Origin of the sequence: Arthrobacter sp. AOP36-A1-22 (assembly GCF_052377615.1) — a bacterium.
Classification (GTDB): Bacteria; Actinomycetota; Actinomycetes; order Actinomycetales; family Micrococcaceae; genus Arthrobacter_H.
Genome location: NZ_JBQSWX010000027.1, coordinates 24,068 through 46,574 on the forward strand (window position 1 = coordinate 24,068; position 22,507 = coordinate 46,574).

Below are 22,507 nucleotides of genomic sequence, written 5' to 3' on the forward strand. Positions count from 1 at the left end.
CGCGGCGTCCCCGGATCGGGGTCGCTGGTGTCAGGCAGGTGCACATCCCACCCCCGGCAGGCGCGCCGGGTCAGGAACCAGGGCGACGCAGCAGCGCCTCGATCTCGGCCCGGTCGGCCTTCAGCTGGCCTGCGTCCGAACGTGACGGCCAGGAGCGTAGGTCGGTGACGATCGGCGGCGCGGCTCGCAGCAGGGTGACACCGGTGCCGAACGGGAGTGTCCTGATGCGGTCTGGTGGGAGGATCGCGACGCGGCGGATGGAGCGTTGGTTGGAGCGGGTGCCGTGGTCGCCGCGGGTGACGGAGTCGGTGTACTCGTCGCGTTCGCCGATGAGCGTGCTCAGGTCTTGGAGGTCGCGGGAGTTGGAGGCGCCGCCGAGGATGATCTTGACGATACTGGCGTCCCAGATTGCTCCGGCGGCGTTGTCGCTCCACTTATCCCGTGCTTGGGCCAGGGACTGGAGGACGGGCAGGGTGGTGATACCGGTACCGCCGCCCTCAGCCATCAACGTGGGCAGGCTGGGAAGTGGTGCGAGGTTGCCGATCTCGTCGAGCGCGAGCAGCAGGGGCGGGTCGAGGCGTGCGCCTGGTGAGCGGGCAGCGATACGGCGGGCAGTTTCGATGAGGTCTTCGACGAACGCCGCCACCAGCGCGGAGGATGCACCGGCCCCGGCGCCGGTGGCGAGGAGATAGAGCGTGCCGCGGTCACGGATGAAGGTTTCGGGGTCGAAGCCCTCACCGGGCCCGGGCGAGACCGCGTCGAGGACGCGGGGGTCGGCCAGGGCGCTGAGGGCCAGGGCGACGCCCTGCCAGATCGAATCCCGCGTTTTGGGGTCGGCGTCGATCATTGCTCCGAGGGAGTCCGCCCACCCGGTGGCCGCCTGCGTGGTGTTGGTGAGGATCGCGACGGCTTCAGCGGCGGCGGTGGGGTCGAGGGTCCACCGGAACAGCTCTGCTGGTGGTCGGTGGTCGAGAGCCGCGGCGTGCAGGAGGGCTTGGAGGGCGGTGCGGGTTTTGCCTTCCCAGAAGCCGCCGGATTCGACCCCGCCAGCGGACAGGCCGGTCGCTGCGGAGAGGCCGGTGGCGCGGATCATCGCCGTGAGCGGGTCCTCACATCCGCGGATGGGTGACCAGCGCATTCCGGCGGGGATGCCTTCGGCGAGGCGCTGGGGGTCGAACACCGCCACCGGCCGTCCGCCACGCTGCCTCGCGCGGAGGGTGGCGGTGAGGTTGTCCGGCCGGGTGCTGGTGGTGACGACGGCGCCGGGCGCGTCGAGGATGGCCGGGATGACGATGTGCAGGCCCTTGCCGGAGCGGGGCGGGCCGATGAGCAGGATCGAGTCTTCTACCGACGCCCACACTTCGCGCCCCTTGGACGTGCCGATCCGATAGCCGACATCCGACGGTGCGGGATCGGTCAGGGATGCGCGGAGTGCCTCGGCCCGGCGGAGCAGCGCCTTCGCCGAGGCCGTCTGGGTGACTTCATGGGCCGTGGCGGTGCCGGCGAGGCGGCGTGGGTCGGTCTCGACTCGGCGGGAATGGCGGCGCAGCCGCACCCACCCCCATACTCCGGCGGTCACGAGCCCGGCCAGCATCGCCACGGTGATGATCCAGTACATGGTCGGGTTGAGCCCGTCGGCGTCGAGCGCAGCCGCGGGGTCGCCGGGGTTGAATAACACTCCGAGCCCAGCGGCGGGGCCGGCCTCGGGCTGGGGTGTGCCGGTGAGGAACGCCGCCACGGACCCCGAGGCGCGGAGGATGAGCGCGATCCCGAACATCCCGACCAGAGCGATAAGGGCGGCGTTGGTCAGCTCGTCACCGAACGACCCACCCTGCCGCCCCGGTGGGGCGCTCACGGCAGCCGCCGCACGTGAATAGTCCCCGAGACGCGTCCGAACAGCACGACCTCGCTGGCAACATCGGATGGCAGCGACCGGAGTTGACCCCGGTCCAGGAGGGCGCGGGCATGACCGGTGCTGATGGCATCGGCGTGGGCGATGATGACCGCGACGGCGACGTCTTCGCCGGGTACGAACCCGTCGCCGGTCACTTCGACGGGTTCCGGCCGCCGCTTGCTGCTGCCTTTGACCTGCCTGCCTCGTTCGGCCTCGGTCTCCGCCTCGGTTTCTGGTGGCTTGGGCGCGGTGCGGCGGCGGGTGCGGATGACGTCGGTGAACACGGTGCCGTCGCTCTCGTGCACCTCGATGCGCACCGTGCTGGTCCGGTCCCGGGTGAGGGCGTCCATGAGGGGCCCGAAGGTGCTGCGCGTCCACGCATCGCCGTCTGGTGGTGGGACGTCGGTGCCGTCGACGGTGACGTCCAGGACGCCGGTCTCGGTGACGGTGATGACCGCGTGCGGCAGCACAACCGGCGTCTCTTCCGGTACCGGTCCGGTGGTGTGGCGTGGGGGTTTACGGGTCATCACTTCACCCCCGAGGTGAGCCGCGAGCTGGTGTCGAACAGCTCCAGCTCGGCGGGATGGAGCTGGTGCTGGGTGACGAAAGCCCGGTCCTTGATCCGCCACAGCCCCTGCCCGACGCCCAACGATGGGAGCAGTTTCTGTTCGGTGCCGGTCAGCCCGAGCGCCTGGGCAGTGGGGCCGAGCTGGTCGGATTCCTGCCGGTAGACGATCCGGGTCTCGGCATTGGCCAGCAGACTGTTCGCCAGGGAGCGCATGGCCGAGCCCGCGTCGCCGACGTTGTCCAGGTCGGAGAGTTTGTGGAAGATCAGCATGTTCGCGATCCCGTAATGCCGCGCAAGGCGCCAGTGCGCGTCCATCCGCTTCAACAACGCTGGGTGGGACATCAGGCGCCACGCTTCGTCGTAGATCACCCACCGCTGCCCACCGTTGGGGTCCAGCAGTGCGGACTCCATCCACGCCGACGAGCACGTCATCAACACCGAAATGAGTGTGGAGTTCTCGGTGACCCGGGATAGGTCGAGACTGATCATCGGCAGCGACGGGTCGAACCGGACCGTGCTGGGACCGTCGAACAGGCCGGCGAGGTCACCGGCGACCAGGCGGCGCAGGGCATGGCCGACGAGCCGCCCGTCCTCGGCCAACCTGCCGTCGGCGGCCTCGTCCGGGGTGAGGATGCGGTCGACGACCATCGGCAGGATCGGCACAGTGTTCTCCGCGACGACTGCGGTCAGGGCAAGGTCGATCGCGGTGTGCTCCAACGGCGTTAACCCGCGGGCCAGGACAGTCTCAGCAAGAGCGCCGATGAGATCGCGGCGGCGGGAGGCGACCGTGATGGCCCACTCGTGATCCGACAGCCCGGAGGGCCGGAGTCCTTCATCAAGGGGGTTCAGTCTCGTGCTGAGTCCGTGGCCCAGGACGATTGCCTTCCCGCCGACCGCGTTCGCGACGGCGGTGTGCTCGCCCTTCGGATCACCCGGGACATAGACGCGCCGCCCGAACGGCAGCGACCGCGTGTAGAGCGACTTCGCTAGCGAGGACTTGCCCGATCCCACGATGCCGGCGAGGACGACGTTGGGGGCGGTGATGATCCCGCGGGCGTAGAGCACCCAGGGGTCGTAGACGAACGAGCCGCCGGAGTAGAGGTCTTGGCCGACGAACACCCCCTCGGAGCCGAGACCGCCTTCAGCGACGAACGGATAGGCACCCGCCAGCGTCGCGGAAGTGTCCTGGTGGCGCGGGAGGCGGAACCCGCCCGGGGTGCGCAGAGCTGTAGGACCGGACTCACCGGCGGCGGGTAGGTAAGTGGTGGCTCTACGGTCGGCCCGTTCGGCCTCGGCTTTCGCCCTGGCCGCGGCCTGCTCGGCGCGGCGCTGCTCGACTTGGAGGCGTGCGGCGGCCTGTTTGCGTTGCTTGCGGAGCCGGCGACGGTCGGCGGTCGGGGCGACCAGGACCGAGGTGTGCAGGCGTTCGGGCTCGCGCGCGCTCACAGCGACAACCCCCGCCCCGTCGACTCTGAGGAGCGGGTCGGCTCCGCGAACCAGTCCGGCTCCGCTCCCACCGACCCGTGCTGCGTCCGCGCGGATGCGGGCGTCACTTCGGTCTGGGGCGTGCTCGGATCGAGTGGCCCGACGCCGCTGATGGCCTCACGCGATGTCACCACGTCGGTCCCGTCGATGGTCGGGTCGGGTGTGGCGGCGGGGTGTGCCCGGAGGAGATTGACGTGCCCCATGAACGGGTTGTACGTGAGGGTGTAGTCACCGTCCGTGGCGACCCGGTCGAGTTGTCCGGTGGGTGGTTCCTCGTAGACGTACCCGTTCTCCAGTGCCGCGTCGGTTGTCTCCTCCCCGTAGTCCCAGTTCCTCAGGTGCGTGATCGCCGCGTCGGGGCCGTCCCGGTTGATGAGGTCGAGCACCTCGTCAGCTTCTGAGCCTTGGAGGAAGACGACGCTGAGCCACCGCCGCGGTGCTTCCGTGGACACTGCCTCCCGGTCGAGTTCCTGGGCGGGGGCGTGCCAGGCGATGCGTCCCGAATGGGTCATCGCGGCATTGACGCGCTCCTCGACACTATCGAGGAGCGTTCCGGCGTGGTGCAGGTCGTCTGCCGCGGCGAGGGCTTCGGAGGCACCGATCGCTTGGTCACCGTCATCGTCGTGAGCGCGGCCGCGATGAACGAGATGCGCGGAGCCGAGCTGATCGAGCACCTGGCGCAGCGATCGGACGCCCGAGAGGAGGTCACCGAGCACGCTGTAGGTGTCGGCGGGGTTGTCGAAGACGCGGCTGGCGTGCGCGAGCCCGCGCAGCGCGTCAGATGCCTCGGCGGCATCGGCGAGTGGGTTGTGGAATGTGGGCATCGTGTGGCCTCCCTGAGACGTGGTGTGTCAGGCAGGTGCACTCGCAAGCCCTGCGCGCCTCACGTCGGAGGGAGGCGACCAGACGTGGTGGGTATCCGTGTCACAGTTCAACGCCGGCCGTGCGTGTGTCCGAAGTCCTCGCACACGTGGCCAGTGCGGGACTCTCGACTCTCATGCGAGCAGTTGGTGGTGGGCGAGTTCGCGGTAGAGGGCCGAGGTCTCCAATAGCTCGGCGTGCGTGCCAGTGGCAGTGAGCCGGCCACGGTCCAAGACCACGATCTGGTCGGCGGCCGCGACGGTGGCCAGGCGGTGAGCGACGATGAGCACCGTGCGGCCGGTCGATGCCGAGCGGATCGCTTGGTGCAGGGCCTGCTCGTTGCGGGAGTCGAGGCTCGCGGTGGGCTCATCGAGCAGGAGCAGCGGGGCGTCTACGAGCAAGGCGCGGGCGATGGCCAGGCGCTGGCGTTCTCCGCCGGACAGGCCGGCACCGTCGTCGCCCACAGTGGCATCCAGCCCATCGGGATGGGCGGCGATGCGCTCCAGGAGGTTGACGGCGGCGAGCACGGTGCGGCATTGGTCGTCGTCGGCGGTGGGGTTGGCGAGAACAAGGTTCTCGCGGATCGTGCCGGCCAGCACCGGCGCGTCTTGCTCGACGTAACCGATCTGGGCGCGCAGCACCGCCCTCGGCATGACCCGGATATCGGTGCCATCCAGGCGGATTGCGCCGCGGTCGGGGTCGTAGAACCGCTCGACCAGGGCAAGCAGGGTCGACTTGCCCGCCCCGGACGGACCCACGATCGCGGTGGTGGACCCGCGAGGTGCCGTGAGGGTGACATCGGTCAAGACGCGGTGGCCGGGCCGGAAGGCGAAAGTGACGTGGTCGAAGACGACTTCGGCGCCCTCCGCGGGTGGTGGGGGTTCTTCCGAGGAGGTCCCGGCGCGCCCTGGCACACCCGCGATGACAGGCGGGTCGCCGTCATCCTCCCGCGGTAGGTCGAGGACCTCGTGGATACGGGCCAAGGCACCAAGAGCGGAACGCACGGTGGTGATCGCGGAAAAGAACTGTCCGAGCGGCATGATCATCATGAACAGGAAGAGGATGAAGGTCACCAGGTCGGCCACGGTGAGGGCACCGGCCGCTACCCGGTAGCCCCCGACCCCGAGCACGGCGAGGAATGATCCCTGGACTGCGAGGCCGCTGATGGGCCAGAGCACGGCTTCAACGCCGGCCACACGCACGCCGTAGCCGTAGGCGGCGGACGCCTCATCGTTGAGTCGGGCGATCTCGCGGTCGGTGGCGCCGCTGGCCCGGATGGTGCGGATCGCCGAGACCGCCCGTTCCACGCCCGCGCCGAGCCGCCCCAGTGCCTCCTGGGCCGATTGGGTGAGGGTCTGAATCTGGGCCGAGGCCAGCACGACGCTGACCATGGCCACTGCGACGACGGCCAGGGTGATCCCGAGCAGGACCGCATCGAGCAGCAGCATGGCAATGAGCGAGCCGGCGAAGACCAGGGCGCCACCGAGAGCGTCGACCAGCCCCCCGGTCAGGGCGGCGCGCACCATGGTGGTGTCCGACCCGACCCGGGAGACGAGGTCACCGGCGCGGCGAGTGTCATAGACCCGCACCGGGAGGTGGAGCAGGGCGGCGATCAGCCGGCGCCGCGCGGTCAGCACGACGCCTTCGGCGGTGCGCTCCAGCAAGAACTGCTGCACCGCACCGACCACCCCGGCACCGACCACCAGGACGATGAGCACCCAGATCAGCTGGGCCAGCGGTCGGCCGGTCCCCACCGAGTCGATGAGCCGATTGACCAGCAACGGTTGGGCCAGGTTCAGCCCCGCGCCCAGGATCGACAAAGCGACCACGATGACGAGTGCGCCACGGTGCTCGCGCAGGTAGCCCAGTAGGGCGCGCGACGGTGCCGGGGCGAGCGTCGGGGCGCCTGCCCGTCCCTCCATCACTACTTGTGATCCATCGCGTCGGCGCAGGCGAGCGCGAGGTTTTGTGCACGGACGAGCAGGCCAAGTCCGTTCGACAGACGGATCAGCGGAATCAGTGCGGCGCCGAGCAAGCCGAGGGGACGAACAGCGCGGGTCAGCGTAAGTATTGTGCCACCGTCGACGGCGACAAATCGCAGCTCGTACCAGCCCAACGGCTGGTCGTCCCAGCGAACGTGTCCGTCCTCGTCGGCTGTGGGGGTGAGCCGGAGAGTACGGGTGCGACCGCGCTTCGTCACGTCCACGACTAGCGTGCCGTCGTTTTGCCGCGTCGTGTCGGGAACCATCAACCATTGCGGGGCCACCGTGCTGTCGGTGGCGACTGAACGCACGAGTCCCCGCTCGGCGGGAATGAAGTGCGTCAGCTGCACGGCTGCCATGCGTGTTTCTGCCTGCGATTCGACGGTCTGAGCACGCTGCGGGGCGACCGGTGACCAATCTGCGTGGCCACCAACCACCTCGCTGGTCATGGTTTCCAGATCAGCGCCACCGCGTTCGATGAGGTCGCGGATCGTTCCGGATGGCTCTGCGAGCAAGGCATGCAGCAGATCGCGTTCTGTCGCGCGGACACCGAGGCGGTCAATGAGTCGATCAGCCCTTTCGTTCATCGGCACTTCCCCAACATCCCCGCGGTTCAGCTCGTTCAATGGTCGCGGTGCCGGTGCGGGGAGTGCGCGGACGTCCACGCCGAGAAGAGCGACCGCATCAGCATGGACCGCACCGGCGGCGGAGCGCGCAGAGATCAGATCGATGCCGTGGCGGGTGAGTAACTGGGCCGCCTGCCCGCCAGCAGCGATCAGGCCGATCAGAAGGTGATCGAGGTCGATGTAAGGCTCCCGCGCACGGGCGGCCTCGCGCCAGGCGGCGGTCAGGTAGATCGGCATCGTGCGTGCGCTCATCGAGCTCCTCCGTGCTTGGGCGCCAGACCGGGCCGGACCCGGTTGCGGTACTTCTTGTGAACGGCCTGACGGGACACGCCCAGACAATCGGCGATATCGGTCCAGCCCAGACCGGCGGCCAAAGCGGCTTCGACCTGGCGTAGCTCCAGCGTGTCCACCAAGCGACGCAATGCTGCGATCGCTCGCAGTCCCACGCGAGGGTCGGACACGTCAGCCGCCCGAACTGTGAGGTCCATGATCTCCATACAAAGCAACCTACGTTGACATGGCCTCCAAGTCAACATAAGTTGCGTTGCCCGTCGGGACAACGCGTCTAGCCGGGCGCCCACGATGCCGAGGAACGGTGAAGTCAGAGAAGAGCGACTCGATCCCGCACGGGTACGGGCCGAGCACACGAAGCGGAGACGGCGGGCGATCAAAGAGTCTGTGTGCACCAACCCGAATGCCCACGTCACGTACGCAGCCGGCTTCGGGATTGGTACTGGCTCTCCGTTTGACGGGTCAGACTCGGCGACACAGCGGCAGCGCAGCGGCGGTGAACGCGGCGGCCTGCTGTCCCACGAGTAGCCGGGTCTCGCAGGAGGCTTGGATCGCGGCCTGCTCAATCGCGGCCACACCGGCCTCCAGCTCTTCGACGGTGGGTGCGGAGACGCTGATGAGGCCGGTGAACCGCAGCACGCCGTGGCCGGCGGTCAGGTCGGCTTCCTGCTGGAGGACGTCGTGGTACTCGGCGGTCTGGGTGGCGTCTTCGATCTGCCCGATCTTCGCCCGCTGGGCGGCGTCGGAGATGTGCTCGACCTTCTTCTTGCGGATGTCGCGGGCGGCCTGGTCCGAACGCATCGGAGTGCACAGCAGCGAGAAGCTGCGTTGGATGCCGGTGGACAGCAGCACCGGAGACAGGAAGCCCGGGTAGACCATCGAGCGCGGCCACTCCGAGACCCACAGCACTGCGTGGTGTGCGGAGTCGGTGCGCAACCGGGTCCAGGACTCGTTGACGGCCACGGGGCCAGCGGTGGCGAGGTGCTGGCCGAGTTCGCCGTGGCGTTCCAGGGTCGCGGCGATCGCCGGGTCATATGCGCTGCGCAGGATCACCGCGATCTGTCCCGGGCTCAGCCACCCGGAGGGCTTCAGGTCCGCTGAGCGCAGCGCCGCGACCAGGGTCGACATCTCCTGGCGCAGGACGGCCGCGGCCCCGCGGATGCCTCCGCCGGCGGTCCTGATCTGCCGGGCCGCGGTCTTCATATCCAGCGAGAGGGACAAAGTGGTCGCGTGCCGTTCCCCGGCCGGCCCGGCACGCTCGATCAGTTCCGCGTACGTGGTCGCGGCCCAGGTGTCGTCGGCGGTGCCGTGGGAGGCCCACCATTCAGCCAATCCGGTGCCGGAGTCCGGCAAAGTGCGTTCGACGACTTGGAGGGTGGCGATCCGTCCGGAGCGGCACACCGTGGCCAAGACGCGACCCCAGGAGGTAACGCGGCGTTCCTGCTCGCCCGGGTCCAGGAGCACGAACGCTGGATGGGTCACCTCGCAGACCACGGTGAGGGTCGCGGCGTGGGGGTCATGGATCATCCCGGCCCCGGTGTCGGGGTCGGTGTACTCGCGCATGCGTGCCATGTCCCCGGGCAGCGCGAGCGTCCCGACCGGCCGCGGTGCCACGATGCGGCGCCGATAGAGGAGTTGGCCTGCGGTGGTGCGCCAGAGCCACCAGGATGCGACCGGCAGCCACTCCACGGCTGGGCGTCCGGCGACGGGTATCCACGTCAGCGCCGCGGCGAGCACCCACACCGGAGCCGTGTAAGCCAGCAGGATGCCACCGCCGGCATACAGGCCGCCGACGACGGCAAGGACGCCGGTGGCGAGGGTGATGAGCTGGGCCAGGGACAGGCCAAGGAGGATACCGCGGCGGGTGAGGCGGGAGAACTTGACCGGCACCAGCTCCGTGGAGGACTCCTTCTGCTTCGTCGTCATGGCCGTCTCAGTCCTTCCCGGTCGGCTTCGGTGCCGGCGGCGGCGGGGCCGGCTTCGGCGCAGGCGGCGTCGGTTGCGAGGGACCCGCCGACGGTGTCTTCGGCTCGGCAGGAGGCGGAGCCTTCGTGGTCGGTGTAGACGACGTCGAGGACGCCGCAGGAGAGGGTGTGGCGCCGGTCTGCCCGGCACTGTCGGCGGCGGCCTCGCCCTGGTTGCCAAGAGCCGTGCCGGCCTTCGGACCGGCAGTCGCAGCACCCTTGGCGACCTTCGCCGCGATCACCGCAGCCGCGGCCGGACCAGCCGCCGCAGCACCCGCACCCACCGCACCTGCCCCGGCACCACCACTTGCTCCTGCTCCTGCGCCGGCGGACCCACCCGCGGTGCCAGCGCCTCCAGCAGCACTCGCCCCACCCCCGGATGCCTGGGGCGCGGAGGTCTTGGCCGGAGGCGGCGTCTTCCCACCGCTCCCACCGCTGTCGCCGCTGTTGCCTCCGTCGAGGACCTTCTTGGGGCCGTCGCCGGCTGGTTTCGTCGGGGTGGGGACAGGGCGGTTGAGGGCCTGTTTGGCGTCTTGTTCAGAGCCGATCGCGTGGTACATGTCGAATCCGATGAAGCTGATGAACTTGTAGGTCAGGTAGGGGGCGAATGCGGCCATCGCCATCAGCACGATTCCGGCCAGCGGGTCGCTGATCGAGGACAGGTCCGCATCGATCGGTGCCGATACCTGGGTGATGGCGACCAGGAACATCACGACCAGGACGAGCTTGGAGCAGATCAGCGCGATGACGAACATCGCCCACTTGCCGATCCATCCTCTGCTGGCGTCCCAGGAGGCGCCGGAGAACGCCAGGGGTGCGAACACGATCGCCACCAGCAACAGCGCCTTCCGCACGAGCAGCGACAGCCACACGGTCGCGGCGGCGGCGATCGCCAGGCCGGCGAGGAAGATCGTGATGATCGCCCCCACCCCGGGGGCGGCGATGTTGATCCCCACCAGCCCCGCCGCGAGGAGGGTGATCTTGTCGCCCATCGACTCGGTGGTCTCACCGGCGGCCTGGATGATCCCGACACAGAGCTGGTCGACGATCTCCAGCAGCAACGCCGTCAGCGTGATCACCACGAACGAGCCGAGCACAGACTTCGCCAACCCGAGGGCTGCCCGAGCCAGGGCAGTGGGATCGCGGCGGATCAGACCGGTGAGCAGCTGGAGACAGAAGAAGATCAGCATCACGAACACTGCGATGCCGAACAGCAGGTTATAGACCGCCACATATTCGGGTCGGGTGACATCGACGAGCGTGGTGGTGTCGAACACGGACCACACGGCCTCGAACAACCAGCCAGCGGCGGCACCCATCGCTTGGGCGAGCCAGTCGAACGGTGCCGCCACCAGACTGGCGGCGGCTTCGCCGGCGGTGTCGCACACGGCCGAGATGACGGGGATATCGCATACACCCACCGCAATCACTCCTTTAAGGATCGAGTCAGCGGTTGGTGTCAGACCTGCTGGCCGACGTCCCAGAAGAAGTTGATCAACGTCACGCTGGCGCCACAGATCACCGCGGCCCCGCAGCTCACGAGGACGCCCATCTTTCCCCGGCCCGCGAGGTGTGGATTAGAGGAGTTCGCGCCGAAACCCCACACGATCGCCGAGATGATCAGCGCGAGCACCGACAAGATGAGGCCGACGGTCATCACCGCGCCGACGATGGTGCGCAGCTGGGCGATGCCGGGCAGACCGGAATCGTTGGGGGTGATGTCGACATCCATTGGCATAAGCGCAGGCAGAGCGGTGATGAGATCGAACACGGTGAGTCTCCTGACGAACGGAACCCGCCCTTTCGGGGCGGGTACACGGATGGGTTCGCAGATCAGGTGCGCGACAATCCCCAAGGCCGTCCGAGGCGGCAGTTTCGAGCCTGGGCAGGGATCAGAGTTGCTGGCCGAGGTCGATGAGCCAGTTCATCCACGCCACTCCGGCACCAGCCAGGACCGCGGTGCCGAGGGCGACGAGGACACCGGTGCGGCCCTTCCCAGCCGCGCTGTAGTTGCCGTTCGCAGCTGCGATGGCCCAGATGACGGCCGAAACGATCAGCATCAGGACGCTAGTGATGAGCACGAACGTCAGCAGCGCGCCGATCACCGCGCGCAGGTCACCGATCCCACCGATCCCGTCGAAGTCTGGAAACACATCCATGCCGCTCATGCCTTCGGGCGGCGGCGTCGCATATTCGACGTGCCGGAATAGATGGTGCGAGAGCGGGATTGCCATGCCGTGAAGGTGCGCTGAGGCCGCCCGGCTGCCCGCTGTCGATCAATGCGACGTGGTTCACCCGGCATTGGGAAGACCCGAGGCCGGGCTTGTCAACGCTCTCGGACCTTCGTGCGTGTGGTGTCTAGTCGTGTGCTCCGTTGTCGGCACCTTCGCATCACTGTTCTTGGACGTGCTTCTCACGCGCAGCCCGATCTGCAATAATCTGCGTATGGATGCAGATAAGCAGGTGTGTGGGGTGGACCCGGACAGTCAGTTCGTGGAGCTCGCGGTCGAGGTGTTCGGGCTGCTCGCGGACGCGACGCGGGTGCGGATCATTCTGGCGCTGCGCCGCAGCGAGGAGCTGTCGGTGAATCACCTCGCCGACATTGTGTACAAGTCCCCGGCGGCGGTGTCGCAGCATCTGGCGAAGCTTCGCATGGCACGGATCGTCGCTGCCCGGCAGGAGGGTCAGCGGGTGTTTTACCGGCTGGAGAACGAGCACGCCTCGCAACTCGTGACCGATGCGATCTTCCAGGCCGAACACTCCCTCGATGACCGTCCGCGTCACCACCACTCCGAAAGAGCGGAAGCATGACCGATCACAGCCACTCGCATTCGCACGCCGCCGATCACGAGCACGAGCACTCGCACCCGACCGGGTTCAAAGGATTCCTTTACGGAATCTTCGTGCCGCACTCCCACGACGCGGCGGACTCGATCGACGACGCGATGGAGGCGAACTCTGCGGGCATCCGGGCGCTGAAGATCAGCCTCGTTCTCATGCTCGCCACGACCGTGGCTCAGGCGGTGGTCGTCGCGTTCTCCGGCTCGGTCGCACTCCTCGCCGACACGATCCACAACTTTTCCGACGCGCTCACCGCGGTACCGCTGTGGATCGCGTTCGTTCTCTCCCGCCGCGCAGCGACCCGCCGCTACACCTACGGCTTCAATCGGGCCGAAGACCTCGCCGGGCTGTTCATCGTGCTCATGATCGCGCTGTCCGCGGTCATCGCCGCGTGGGAGGCGATCGACCGGATGATCAACCCGCGCTCGATGGAGAACGTTGGCTGGGTGATCGCCGCCGGCATCATCGGCTTCCTCGGCAACGAGGCCGTCGCCGTCTACCGCATCCGCGTCGGCCGGAAGATCGGCTCCGCCGCGCTCGTCGCCGACGGCGTGCACGCCCGCACCGACGGCTTCACGTCCCTGGCCGTCGTTGCCGGCGCCATCGGCGTCCTCCTCGGCTTCCCGCTCGCCGACCCCATCGTCGGCCTACTCATCTCCGTCATGATCGCGGTGCTGCTCATCGGAACGATTCGATCGGTAGGGCGTCGCCTCATGGATGGCATCGAGCCCGAGCTCGTTGACCGGGTCAAGCACGCTCTCGAACACGCCGCGGAGGTCGAGTCTGTTCAGCGGGTGCGGCTGCGCTGGGTCGGCCATCGCCTCCGCGGCGACGCCGTCGTCCGAACCGCCCAGATGGATCTGGCCCACGCCGATCTGGTTGCCGAGGAGGCCGAAGCAGCCGCGAAGCGGCACGTGCCAAAAGTGGACGAGATCACGATCCGCGTCACGGCATCCGCACCCCATCTTGAGCGGCGATGAACGCTCAAGGTACGAATCTACGGTAGATGTAATCTCGGACCTTAGGCGACGACCGTTACGTGCAGGTGGTCGATGTGTTTGGTCGTGACGTCGGTTCCCCTGGTGTAGGTCCGCCAGCCCTCGGCGTCGCGGGCCAGCGACCAGATCTTGTCCTGCCAGATCAGGTATTCCACTCCGAGAGCCTCGGCGTGGTCCTTCATCCAGTTGGTCAGTTCCCAGCCCGCTTCGAGCTGCGCGGGAGTCGGGACCGATCCGATCGCGTTGCCGAAGGTGATGTCGCATGCCCGCCCGAGGGGATGTTCCGAGACGGTGCCCGGTCGAGGTGACCAGCACGCCCAGGACGTGTCGGGGAAGGCGGCGGTGGCCTGCTGATACAGGTGCAGGGTGCGGGCGGTCATCTGCCCGTCGGAGGTGGGGTCGTCCACCATCTGGTTCGGGTCGCCCTCGAACGGCTCCGGTGCCTGGCCGGGCGTCCCGGCCCCTGGGTCGCAGCCGCCGTTGGGGGCGCCGGTCTCGGGTTCGGGCAGGTCGCCCGCATCATGGGTGTTGAGCCAGGCGGCGGGGTCGATCGCTTCGCCGTTGGTGCCGCCGGGGCGGACCTCGAAATGCAGGTGCGGACCTGTGGAGTTGCCTGAGCTGCCGACGTCGCCGATGTGCTGCCCGGCGGTCACGGTGTCGCCGGGGTTGACGTGGATGCCTTGCTCCCACATGTGTCCGTACGCGGTCGCGACGGCGACGCCGTCGAGGGTGTGCTCGATCACGATGAGCCCGCCATACCCGCCGGAGAACTCGGCGACGGTCACGGTTCCGTCGGCGGCGGCGAGGATCGGGGTCCCGTCCGGGGCGGCGAAGTCGGTGCCGGTGTGGACGGAGTTCTCCCCGGTGATCGGGTGCACCCGGGGTCCGAACTCGCTGGTGAGCACCCAGGTGCCCTCCGGCAGGGGGAACACCACCCGGGAGGACTCCGCCGCGACCGTCTGCACCGCTGGAACTGTCATGCCGCTGCTCGACCCATCCGTGTCGGCAGCATTGGTTTTCGTGGTGCCGGTGAGGGTGGTCAGGATGGTCTTGGCGACGGGCTCGTAGTTGCGGTAGCGGTCCGGGTAGGCGGAGACCTCGACGGCCTGGGCGGCCTCGCCCTTGTCCATTTGCTCCCAGCCGGGGATGTCCAGCAGTCCGCGCGGGGAGGGGGAGTTCGGTCCTTCGGGTCCGCCGAAGAACGCCCGAGCCTGGTACACGGGGTCCATCAGTTCGGCCACCGACCCCCAGCCGGACTGGGGTCGCATCTGGAACAGGCCGAGGGAGTCGTTGTCGGAGCCGTTGCCGTCGTTGGGGTAGTTCGCGGATTCGGGGTAGGCGGAGGTGTTGGCGAGCATCCGCAACGTGGACTCGGTGAGCGCCGCCATCAGCGCGATGTGTATGCCGTTGCGGGTCACCCCGTCGATGCTGGAGCCGGTCTCGATGATCGTCGCCGCATGCGTGAGCTGCTGGCGGTTGAGGGTGAAGGTCTCACCGTTGGCGGTGGTCACCTCCAGCTCGTCCGGGACGTCCCCGACGGTGACGCCGGTTCCGGTGACACAGGCGTTGGCGGTGGCGGCCGGGTTCATCAGCACCCCGACCGACAACAGCAGCAACGCCGGACCAAAGAACACTAGGGCGATGGCGGCGGCGAGTTTCTTCAACACGAGCAATCACTCCTCAGCAGCTATCGGAGGGGGTTGTCGAGCTGGGACAGCCGCAGCAGGTGGCAGGTGTCGTAGGTCGGCTCGCAGACGAGGAACACGGTGAACGCCACCGCATGCTTCGAGGTGACGGGTTCGTCGTTCCAGGTGCCGGTGCGGTGGCGGGTGCCCTCGATCGTGTAGGCGATGGTGCCTTCGGCGAGCTGGCCGGGCTGGGCCTGCTCCACTGCCTCACCCCATGCCTGAGGGACGAACACGTCGTCGATGCTCAGGTGCTGGGCGGTGGCGTACTGCCGCAGCTCGATCCACGCCTCCCGGTTCGGGAGGTAGGTGGCGATGTCGGCGGCGAGCCCGGCCTGTTCCGCACCGGACGGATCACCAACCTCTAACACGACGGAGGTGTAGTCCAGGGGCATGAATCCGCTGGCGGTATCCCAGCTGAAAAGCGCCGTGACGACGTTGCCGACGAACGTCGCCGGGTCCGCCGAAGGCCGCACGACGGGCAGGCGGGGTGTCGTGGTGGGTACCGGATCGCTGGGCACGGTGACGACTGGCCCCGGCCCGGGGCCCTCATCGCTGCCGGGCTCGTTGCTGGTGGGTGGTCCGGTGATCAGGCCGTAGACCCCGATCCCGGTGAGCACGAGGACCGCCACGAGTGCGGTGAGCACCGCGATCATTCGGTGGTGGGAGCGAGCATCGGAAAGGTCGGGAGTCTTCATGCCCCGTAGGTGCACCGCCACACCCGAGCCAGCGAGGTGGCTACAAGGCGCGCAGGTGGCCGCGCACCGGCCCGGTGTCGGCGCTGCTCCCGCGCTCGCGCGCGGCACGCAGCTGCTCGCCGAATCGGCTGGTGCCCTCAGCAGTGGCGAGGAAGGAATTGATCTGCTCGTCGGTCAGCTCGGCGGCGAGCTGGTCGAGGTCATAGTGGGTCCACCAGTCGGCCAGCTCGCTCCAGGTGAGCACGAACGCGCGCACCGGATACCGCACCGGCTCACCCTCACCCTGACCCGCTGCGGGGGTGGGCCGTGGGGTGCGTCTCTTTGGTGTCGTGGTCTTGATGCGGACGAGGGCGTCAGCGGCGAGCTGGTGCAGGTCCGCGTCGCGGTCACCGCGTGTCGTGTCGGCCTGTTCCCGGACCTGCCGGTAGAGGGGGTCGACGGGGTTGCCGGCCTCGATGCGTTCCAGCGCGGTCGCTGCCTGCTGGCGAAGCTCCTCGGGTTGGGCGGGGTCCTCGGCGATGTGGTGGAGGAAGCTGATCTTGTCCAGGGTCTTGTAGGACGCGCTGCCGGGGATCATCCGGGCAGCCTGCTCACTGGTCCGGCCGTGGTCGGACGGTGCGGGAAATTTTCCCGCACCGTCGTCTCCGGGTTGCTGCTGCGCGCTGAACTGGGTCGCGGCCTGCCGCCGGGCCGCGTCCTCGGCCATCACCTGTTTCAGCTCCCGATACAGGGCGGCGGCTTCGAGCTGGGTCAGGGGCTTGTGCAGGACGTTGTCGTCTTGCTCGGCCAGCAGGTGTCCGAGGCGGTCGGAGATGCCCGAGCGGACCCAGACGTTCACGGTCTTCCAACCAAGTTGCCGGATCGCCGCCAACCGTCTGGCCCCACAGACGAGCACCCCGTCCGGGGTGATGGTGATCGGTTGGAGGAGGCCGTCGCGGTCGATGGAGGCGGCGAGTGCGTCGATGTCGCCCAGCTCGGTGCGATGCCGCCTGCCCACCTGGATCGAGGCGACCGTGCGCTCCAGCTCGATGAACCCCGCCGGCGCGCTCATCACGCACCACCTTGGGCATCGTCGTGGTTCCGAGGGCGGCGTGGGGCGGCGAGGGAAACCGAAAGGACGAGGTCGTCGTCGCGCAGCAACACGGGCAGGCTTTCGCCGATCAACAGGCGCAGCAGCACACCCCTCCCGAGGCCGGTAGCGGTGTAGGCCGGGTGGGGGGTGCCCAGCAGCGCCTTCAACAGTGCTGTCCAGGAGTGGCTGGGGATGTCGAGCAGGGCGCGGGCATGCTTGTCCCGTCGCAGCCCTTCGTAGGCGGCTTGGCGGGTACCGGCCTGGGTGAGCGCTCCGCAGGCGTGCTCGATCGCGGCTCGGGCCGTGTCGGCGGGCCAGTCCAGGAGCGTGAACAGCGCGATCGCGTCTTCGACTGCCGAGCCTGCTGAGGTGCTGGCTCGCTCCGATGCCGGGGTCTCGTCGTTGCCGTCTGGTGCGTCGGCGGCGGGGATGTGGAAGGCGGGGTGGTAGTCGGTCAGTGGGGTCTCGCGGTCGGAGAACCGTTCAGGGTCGTGGAAGGCAGAGATGTGGGGGCGGCGGGCTTGGTGGACCGAGCAGAGCAGTCCCTGGGCGCGTTCTTCGAAGATGCAGGTGATCCGCACCGCGTGCGTGATGACCGCCCACGGATCGTACGCCTCGCGTGCTGCCCTGGTGCGCATCACATCGAACGCCGCCGAGGCGGCCTCCCACGGGTCCAGCCCGTGCTTGCGCGCCAACGGCGCGTACTTCTTCGCGGTGAACTGCATCAGCTCCGCCGCTTGCGCATCGTACGCCCAGGCGCGCCGCCCGCCGTGGTGGAGCCGGTGCAGCAGTGCGCGCAGACCCTCACCGGTCGTGAAGTCCGCGCGGTCAGATCCTGTGGTCGGGTCGCTGGTGGGGTGTGTGTTCTCGGTCATGGTCAGGGCACCTCCTGACAAGCAGGTGCGCACGCCATCCCCAACATCGCTGTCGGTCCTCGTTGACGCACGCATCGCTTGTCACCGCCCTACTCAGCTCAACCCGACGCCGGGCCGGGACGGAGCGGCCTGCCCCGTGCTGCCACGGCCGAATGCTGCCAGTGGTGGCAACCGGCGGGTCCGCTCACCCAGGTCACGAACACCCGTGGCGAGCGGCGCGCGGGTACGGCGGGCCAGCTCGACCTCGAAATCGACACCCCGGCCAGCGAGGGCCGCGCCCTGGCGAGCGATGAGATCCGTGGGCCGCACCCACTCCACACCCCGCGCACGGCTCACCTCCGCCGCTGGTGTCTGCCGCTCGGTTCCGCGTCGGCGGGAGGCCCGTGCTGCCCGGACCGCGTCCGGTGCCTCGAGTTTTTCAACCGCCTCCGACGCCGGGCGAACGGTCCCTACATCGGGTGCCCGATCGTCAGCGTCGGGTCGTCGCAGGTCGTGGTCGTGTTCGGGACTCATGGGGTTGCCTCCTCGTCATCGGTGCTGTCGGTAAGGTGCGCGCCGGTGAACCACCGGCCCACCGTGGAGGGGTGCACGCCCAAATCACGGGCGATCTTCTTGTTCGACCACCCCTGCCCGCGCAGCTGCGCTGCCCGAGCACGCCGATCGGTGCGCGCCACCCCCGAGTCGGTCGTCGGCTCACTGTCCCGATCTGCCGATGCCTGCGCTGTGCCGGGTGCTATAGCCTGTTCGCTCTCCTCTGCTGGCGCCGGCAACGCCGCGATCTCCTCGACCTCGGCCGACGACACCGTCCCCGGCCCAGGTGCCGAAGCCCACTCTTCGATGGGCGCGGATATGTCAGGGGACACGGCGTCGTCGCTGGACATCAGCGTGTCGGGGGCTGGTTGCGGTCGGGTGAGGATGACGGTCAGGTGAGTGATCGCCAGCAGCACCACGGGAGGTACCGCGGCAACGGCCGCGGCCAGCACTCCGGGGACATCAGCATCCGCGGCGACGACAGCGTGGAGGGCGTTGGCGATCACCGACACGGCGGACCCACCGATCAGCAGCGCCCACGGATACCACGCCGACCGCTGACCGGCTAGGGCAACGGCGGCGACGGTGGCGACAACGATGATGCCGTCCACGATCAGCGGCCACACCCACGCCTGCGAACCGCCGACCCCGGACCGAGCAGCCAGATCGGCCAGCGCGGTGAACGAGAGCCAGAACGCTCCGGCGGCGATGAACACGGTCCCCGCCACCGCGGTGACCACCGCCCAACGCCGGTTCCTCTGCCCGGTGCTGGCATGGATGGTCATGACAGCCCCCGCACCTGAGGGGACGACCGCGCGGCCGCGTCCCGGCTGAACCAACTGCCAGTTGCCGACGAGCCGTCCTGTAGCCGCGAGGAGGTCTGGGGTCGGGGTTGAACGGTGCGATAGGCGGAGCGGACAGTCGCGGTAATCTCTCGCTCACCCAGCCCCGCCTCCGAGGCCGCGGCCGCAAGCACCTCCAGCGCCTCCGGCGCCGGAAGGTCGTTCTCTGCGAGGCGGCAGGCCGCCCAGAACAGGCCACGGTTTCGCTCGCCCTCGCCACGGTTGGCGACCCATTCCGCCAACTGCGACACATCCGCCTGCTGCCCCACGCTCGGGCTCGCCGGCCAGCGCGGCGCGGGCCGGGGGTCGAGGATGTCCCGCAACGCATCCGAATCCACCGTGGTGCTGGGGCCGGTGCTTATCTGCCGAACCCGATACTCGGCGCCCGTGCCATTGCTGACCACCCTGGAGGGCGGGACGATGATGTAGCCGCCGTCGCCACGGAAGTCGATCCCGGCGCGAGCGGCCTGCCACGACCGCTGCACCACGCCCGGCGTCGCCGGGTAGTAGGCGTGCATCCCATCGGACGGCGTGGTCACGAGGAACTGCCATCCACCGACGAGCCCGGCACGGTGGGCGCGGTTGAACGCCGCGAACCCGTTGACGGGGCCGTGGACGTCGACATCGACCACGACGACACCGGAGGCCGTGCCGGTCGGCACGCCAATATTCGCGGTCGGGTGCTTTCTCCACCACGCCTCCGTCTGGTCGGGGTCTCTGGTGGCGTCGTGGAACCCGTGCTCGGTCAGCGGGCGCTTACCGCCCGGTTGACATGGGAACACAGGTACTCCCGCACCGGCGAGTTCCCGCGCGACGGCCGAGGCCGGCCACCGGAAGGTCATGCGCGTTAGTACGCCGGCGAGGCCGTCGGGGGAAGTCATCACAGGCCCCGTTCCTGCGGCACGATGGCGGGGCTGGCCCGGGCGCCAGGTGCGGTCAGCGGCACACTCTGTCGCCGGCGCGCTGGCTGGTCATGTGCCGGCTGGGCACGCTGTGGCGCCTCGCGGTCGAGGCCGGGCGGGGTCCCGTCGCCGAGCTGGGCGGTGTCGAGCTGATCCAGGATCGACAGGGCAGTTTTGCGGACCCGTTCGCCTGTGGCCTTGACGATGTCGGCCGGTTCCTTGCCATCCACGCGGGCGGCCCAAGTGGCGACGTACGGAATCGTGTAATCCGAGGTGTCCATTCCGTGGGCGGCACCTACCATCAGCGCGACCGATTCGGCCTCGACCTCACCGATCCCGCGATGCTGTCGCGCGTCCTCCTGGTCAGGCCCGTGCATGAGCACATGCCCCAGTTCGTGAGCGAGAGTCTTCACCTGGGCGGCGGGGTCCATGTTCTCCCGCACCGTCACCGTCCGGACTTCGAAGTCCGTGACCCCATTGGCGCCGTGGATTATCCCCTCGTGCGGCACCCGCGATACCTCGAACCCGGCCGCGCGGACCTGGAAGGCAAGCCCGTCCCACAGTCCGCCGGGTGCCTCGCCTTTCAGCAGGGTCGGGGTCGGATGCTCCGGGATCGGATCGCCAGCCGTCTGGGAGGCATCCCAGACATATGCCGGCCGCACCCCGACCATGCGGGTCCGGGCCACTTCGCCGGGCGTGGGCTTCTCGCCCCGGTTCAGACGTCTCCACAACTCCGGATCGGCCGGGTTCGCCGAGGCGAACCGGCCCGTGATCGGAGCGAGAATCTGGTAGCCGGCCTGGCCTTTCTCAACCTGGCGGCCCAGCTGCTGCCACTGCTTGTAGCCGGCCACATACGACGGCACCGGGTCAGGCACGCGACCTGCCTCGAACGCTTCCCCGTGCTGCGCCCAGATCAGCAGAACGTTGTTGAAGCTGCGGGACCGGAACCGGGCCGCGAACGACAGGGCCTTCGCCCAGTCCTCACCGGAGACCAGCTGCTCAACCGCGCTCGTCAGTTTCCCATGCAGCTCGTCGAGCTTCGCCTCCCGCGCCCGGCGGGCTTCCTCCCTCGTCGCCATCGTCCGGCCTCCTCCCGGTAGGGCCGGCCACCGGGCTGGTGGTCGGTCCTACACCTGCGAGGTGCGCCAGGAGCATCCGGCGAGTCGAGACGGTCAGCGAACAAGCAAATCGGTAGGTTGGCCGCCAGGAAGCTCGCGTACTCCTGACGTAGACAACGGCATATCAGCCAACACGCCACCGTGGGGCTCAGCACCGCGCAAGGTGTCGTTTAGGTGGGCAGGAATGTCCGATCAATGGGCACATCGCCGCCGATGAACCGCATCGTTCGATAGCGACTCGGTGTGATCCCCACGCACTCTCGGAAGGCCCCCGATGCCCGGTTCCGGGACTGCCAGCCAACCTGGCGACCGGCCTCCGTGACGGACAAGTCGGTTTCCCGCAGGAGCCTGGCCATCTCCTCCACACGGAGCATCGTCAGGTAGGTCATCGGGGTCTTCCCAAAGGCGTCCGCGAACACTCGGGTGAGTTGCTTCGACGACAGATGGACCATGTTGGCCAACTCTGGCAACGTCCATGCCCTGGCCACATCAGCATGTAAAGCGACGTGAACCTCCCGGGCCTCGACACGCAGCGGCGCGAAGCGGCGATCGCGCGGGATTGTCGGCCGAATATGGGCCCGTTGCAGCGGTGAAGTGCGGAGCGGCGAGATGCGGATGAACGGAGCAACCACGTCGATGACCGCGTGCAACAGTGCCTGCATCCGATGGAAGCGCTGCCGGTAGGCCTGACCGATGCTCAAGGCGACCAATTCATCCAACCACGGCATCAACATGCCGGTCCGATCTTCACCGAGGCGGAGCAATTGGGCGGGCTCGGTAAAGGTCGTGTCCGCGAAGCCTTGCGCGTCCAGCCGGTCGTGCAGGAGCTCGACATGCTGCCAGAACAGTTGATCGAGGACGTAGTCAGTGTCGAGGTAGATCGTCGTGACCGTGATGTGCCCCTCCGGCTCCGATCCGCAGAGGACGTTCGCGCCGAGCAGGATCACGTCGCCGACATTGACGGGCTGTTCACCGAACTCGCTGAAGAGGATGGCGCCACCGTCGCGGACCACGATCAGCTTGACGCAGTCGTACGCGACGGGGCCACTGGGATTGTGGATGGTGCGTGTCCGGGCGAGCAGGGGGTCGTACGGTGCCATGTCCGCCCCCCAGCTCTCTCGTTGTTACGCCCGTGTGGAGATGGAGAACGGGCTATCGACAGCTTCTGTCGGTTGACGTGCGTGCGGTGATGACCCATCGAAGTGCATTGCAGCAACGGCTGATCGAGACGCTGACGTCGCCCGAGTCGAGAGCCGATTTCAATGTGTGGGCGA

The 22,507-nt window shown here is 68.5% G+C and carries 21 protein-coding genes; 2 read left to right on the top strand and 19 right to left on the bottom strand.

The genetic code is table 11. The features are described from left to right. Positions 1-70: 70 nt before the first annotated feature. From ACT3S2_RS13815 to ACT3S2_RS13865, 11 genes are all read right to left on the bottom strand, one after another. Positions 71-1,855 (bottom strand): TraM recognition domain-containing protein, encoded by a 1,785-nt coding sequence (locus tag ACT3S2_RS13815; RefSeq protein ID WP_101569924.1) that lies wholly within the window; start codon positions 1,853-1,855, stop codon positions 71-73. Next, positions 1,852-2,421, bottom strand: coding sequence for a hypothetical protein (locus ACT3S2_RS13820; protein ID WP_180958886.1), 570 nt, complete (start codon positions 2,419-2,421; stop codon positions 1,852-1,854). The genes ACT3S2_RS13815 and ACT3S2_RS13820 overlap by 4 nt, the downstream gene beginning before the upstream one ends. Beyond that, positions 2,421-3,908 carry an ATP-binding protein gene (locus ACT3S2_RS13825; RefSeq protein ID WP_101569926.1) on the bottom strand — a complete coding sequence of 496 codons (1,488 nt, stop codon included), beginning with the start codon at positions 3,906-3,908 and terminating at the stop codon, positions 2,421-2,423. Before ACT3S2_RS13825 ends, ACT3S2_RS13820 begins: the two co-directional genes overlap by 1 nt. Next, positions 3,905-4,771, bottom strand: a complete 867-nt coding sequence (locus ACT3S2_RS13830) for a hypothetical protein (RefSeq protein ID WP_444555333.1) — start codon at positions 4,769-4,771, stop codon at positions 3,905-3,907. Before ACT3S2_RS13830 ends, ACT3S2_RS13825 begins: the two co-directional genes overlap by 4 nt. A gap of 171 nt (positions 4,772-4,942) precedes the next feature. Then, entirely contained in the window at positions 4,943-6,730 is a 1,788-nt protein-coding gene (locus ACT3S2_RS13835) for an ABC transporter ATP-binding protein (protein ID WP_101569928.1), read from the bottom strand. A gap of 2 nt (positions 6,731-6,732) precedes the next feature. After that, positions 6,733-7,668, bottom strand: a complete 936-nt coding sequence (locus tag ACT3S2_RS13840; protein ID WP_444555334.1) for a Clp protease N-terminal domain-containing protein — start codon at positions 7,666-7,668, stop codon at positions 6,733-6,735. Further along, positions 7,665-7,913, bottom strand: a complete 249-nt coding sequence (locus ACT3S2_RS13845) for a hypothetical protein (RefSeq protein WP_101569930.1) — start codon at positions 7,911-7,913, stop codon at positions 7,665-7,667. Before ACT3S2_RS13845 ends, ACT3S2_RS13840 begins: the two co-directional genes overlap by 4 nt. Positions 7,914-8,169: 256 nt before the next feature. Next, on the bottom strand, positions 8,170-9,633 hold the full coding sequence (locus ACT3S2_RS13850; protein WP_444555335.1) for an SCO6880 family protein: 1,464 nt from the start codon (positions 9,631-9,633) through the stop codon (positions 8,170-8,172). A 7-nt stretch (positions 9,634-9,640) separates the two neighbouring features. After that, positions 9,641-11,092, bottom strand: coding sequence for a conjugal transfer protein TrbL (locus ACT3S2_RS13855; RefSeq protein WP_444555336.1), 1,452 nt, complete (start codon positions 11,090-11,092; stop codon positions 9,641-9,643). Positions 11,093-11,130: 38 nt separating this feature from the next. Further along, positions 11,131-11,442: a DUF6112 family protein gene (locus ACT3S2_RS13860; protein ID WP_101569933.1), complete on the bottom strand. Its 312-nt coding sequence runs from the start codon at positions 11,440-11,442 to the stop codon at positions 11,131-11,133. Between the two features lie 121 nt (positions 11,443-11,563). Continuing rightward, positions 11,564-11,830, bottom strand: a complete 267-nt coding sequence (locus ACT3S2_RS13865) for a DUF6112 family protein (RefSeq protein WP_101569934.1) — start codon at positions 11,828-11,830, stop codon at positions 11,564-11,566. A 286-nt stretch (positions 11,831-12,116) separates the two neighbouring features. Here ACT3S2_RS13865 and ACT3S2_RS13870 point away from each other — a divergent pair, with 286 nt between their 5' ends. Beyond that, entirely contained in the window at positions 12,117-12,482 is a 366-nt protein-coding gene (locus ACT3S2_RS13870) for an ArsR/SmtB family transcription factor (RefSeq protein ID WP_180958887.1), read from the top strand. After that, positions 12,479-13,492 (top strand): cation diffusion facilitator family transporter, encoded by a 1,014-nt coding sequence (locus ACT3S2_RS13875; RefSeq protein WP_101569935.1) that lies wholly within the window; start codon positions 12,479-12,481, stop codon positions 13,490-13,492. Before ACT3S2_RS13870 ends, ACT3S2_RS13875 begins: the two co-directional genes overlap by 4 nt. 41 nt (positions 13,493-13,533) lie before the next feature. On the opposite strand, the gene ACT3S2_RS13880 is transcribed toward ACT3S2_RS13875, so the two are convergent. From ACT3S2_RS13880 to ACT3S2_RS13915, 8 genes are all read right to left on the bottom strand, one after another. Further along, positions 13,534-15,177, bottom strand: coding sequence for a M23 family metallopeptidase (locus ACT3S2_RS13880; RefSeq protein WP_444555337.1), 1,644 nt, complete (start codon positions 15,175-15,177; stop codon positions 13,534-13,536). Positions 15,178-15,197: 20 nt separating this feature from the next. Continuing rightward, entirely contained in the window at positions 15,198-15,893 is a 696-nt protein-coding gene (locus ACT3S2_RS13885; RefSeq protein WP_444555338.1) for a hypothetical protein, read from the bottom strand. 40 nt (positions 15,894-15,933) lie between these two features. Continuing rightward, the gene (locus ACT3S2_RS13890) at positions 15,934-16,944 is read right to left on the bottom strand and encodes a ParB N-terminal domain-containing protein (RefSeq protein WP_444555339.1); all 1,011 of its coding nucleotides are present in this window, start codon (positions 16,942-16,944) and stop codon (positions 15,934-15,936) included. Then, positions 16,944-17,840 carry a hypothetical protein gene (locus ACT3S2_RS13895; RefSeq protein ID WP_444555340.1) on the bottom strand — a complete coding sequence of 299 codons (897 nt, stop codon included), beginning with the start codon at positions 17,838-17,840 and terminating at the stop codon, positions 16,944-16,946. The genes ACT3S2_RS13890 and ACT3S2_RS13895 overlap by 1 nt, the downstream gene beginning before the upstream one ends. Before the next feature lie 509 nt (positions 17,841-18,349). Then, positions 18,350-19,156 (bottom strand): DUF2637 domain-containing protein, encoded by an 807-nt coding sequence (locus ACT3S2_RS13900; RefSeq protein WP_444555341.1) that lies wholly within the window; start codon positions 19,154-19,156, stop codon positions 18,350-18,352. Further along, positions 19,153-20,094 (bottom strand): bifunctional DNA primase/polymerase, encoded by a 942-nt coding sequence (locus tag ACT3S2_RS13905; protein ID WP_180958889.1) that lies wholly within the window; start codon positions 20,092-20,094, stop codon positions 19,153-19,155. Before ACT3S2_RS13905 ends, ACT3S2_RS13900 begins: the two co-directional genes overlap by 4 nt. Next, complete coding sequence (locus ACT3S2_RS13910) at positions 20,094-21,194, bottom strand: ArdC-like ssDNA-binding domain-containing protein (RefSeq protein WP_444555342.1); 1,101 nt, start codon at positions 21,192-21,194, stop codon at positions 20,094-20,096. The genes ACT3S2_RS13905 and ACT3S2_RS13910 overlap by 1 nt, the downstream gene beginning before the upstream one ends. 209 nt (positions 21,195-21,403) lie before the next feature. Beyond that, positions 21,404-22,333: a helix-turn-helix transcriptional regulator gene (locus ACT3S2_RS13915; RefSeq protein ID WP_101569943.1), complete on the bottom strand. Its 930-nt coding sequence runs from the start codon at positions 22,331-22,333 to the stop codon at positions 21,404-21,406. Positions 22,334-22,507 lie beyond the last annotated feature (174 nt).

Coding starts and splice junctions, on each gene's coding strand:
- ACT3S2_RS13820 (WP_180958886.1), bottom strand. CDS start 2,421: ATGACCCGTAAACCCCCACGCCACACCACCGGACCGGTACCGGAAGAG.
- ACT3S2_RS13830 (WP_444555333.1), bottom strand. CDS start 4,771: ATGCCCACATTCCACAACCCACTCGCCGATGCCGCCGAGGCATCTGAC.
- ACT3S2_RS13835 (WP_101569928.1), bottom strand. CDS start 6,730: ATGGAGGGACGGGCAGGCGCCCCGACGCTCGCCCCGGCACCGTCGCGC.
- ACT3S2_RS13840 (WP_444555334.1), bottom strand. CDS start 7,668: ATGAGCGCACGCACGATGCCGATCTACCTGACCGCCGCCTGGCGCGAG.
- ACT3S2_RS13845 (WP_101569930.1), bottom strand. CDS start 7,913: ATGGAGATCATGGACCTCACAGTTCGGGCGGCTGACGTGTCCGACCCT.
- ACT3S2_RS13850 (WP_444555335.1), bottom strand. CDS start 9,633: ATGACGACGAAGCAGAAGGAGTCCTCCACGGAGCTGGTGCCGGTCAAG.
- ACT3S2_RS13865 (WP_101569934.1), bottom strand. CDS start 11,830: ATGGATGTGTTTCCAGACTTCGACGGGATCGGTGGGATCGGTGACCTG.
- ACT3S2_RS13870 (WP_180958887.1), top strand. CDS start 12,117: ATGGATGCAGATAAGCAGGTGTGTGGGGTGGACCCGGACAGTCAGTTC.
- ACT3S2_RS13875 (WP_101569935.1), top strand. CDS start 12,479: ATGACCGATCACAGCCACTCGCATTCGCACGCCGCCGATCACGAGCAC.
- ACT3S2_RS13885 (WP_444555338.1), bottom strand. CDS start 15,893: ATGAAGACTCCCGACCTTTCCGATGCTCGCTCCCACCACCGAATGATC.
- ACT3S2_RS13890 (WP_444555339.1), bottom strand. CDS start 16,944: ATGAGCGCGCCGGCGGGGTTCATCGAGCTGGAGCGCACGGTCGCCTCG.
- ACT3S2_RS13895 (WP_444555340.1), bottom strand. CDS start 17,840: ATGACCGAGAACACACACCCCACCAGCGACCCGACCACAGGATCTGAC.
- ACT3S2_RS13900 (WP_444555341.1), bottom strand. CDS start 19,156: ATGACCATCCATGCCAGCACCGGGCAGAGGAACCGGCGTTGGGCGGTG.
- ACT3S2_RS13905 (WP_180958889.1), bottom strand. CDS start 20,094: ATGACTTCCCCCGACGGCCTCGCCGGCGTACTAACGCGCATGACCTTC.
- ACT3S2_RS13910 (WP_444555342.1), bottom strand. CDS start 21,194: ATGGCGACGAGGGAGGAAGCCCGCCGGGCGCGGGAGGCGAAGCTCGAC.
- ACT3S2_RS13915 (WP_101569943.1), bottom strand. CDS start 22,333: ATGGCACCGTACGACCCCCTGCTCGCCCGGACACGCACCATCCACAAT.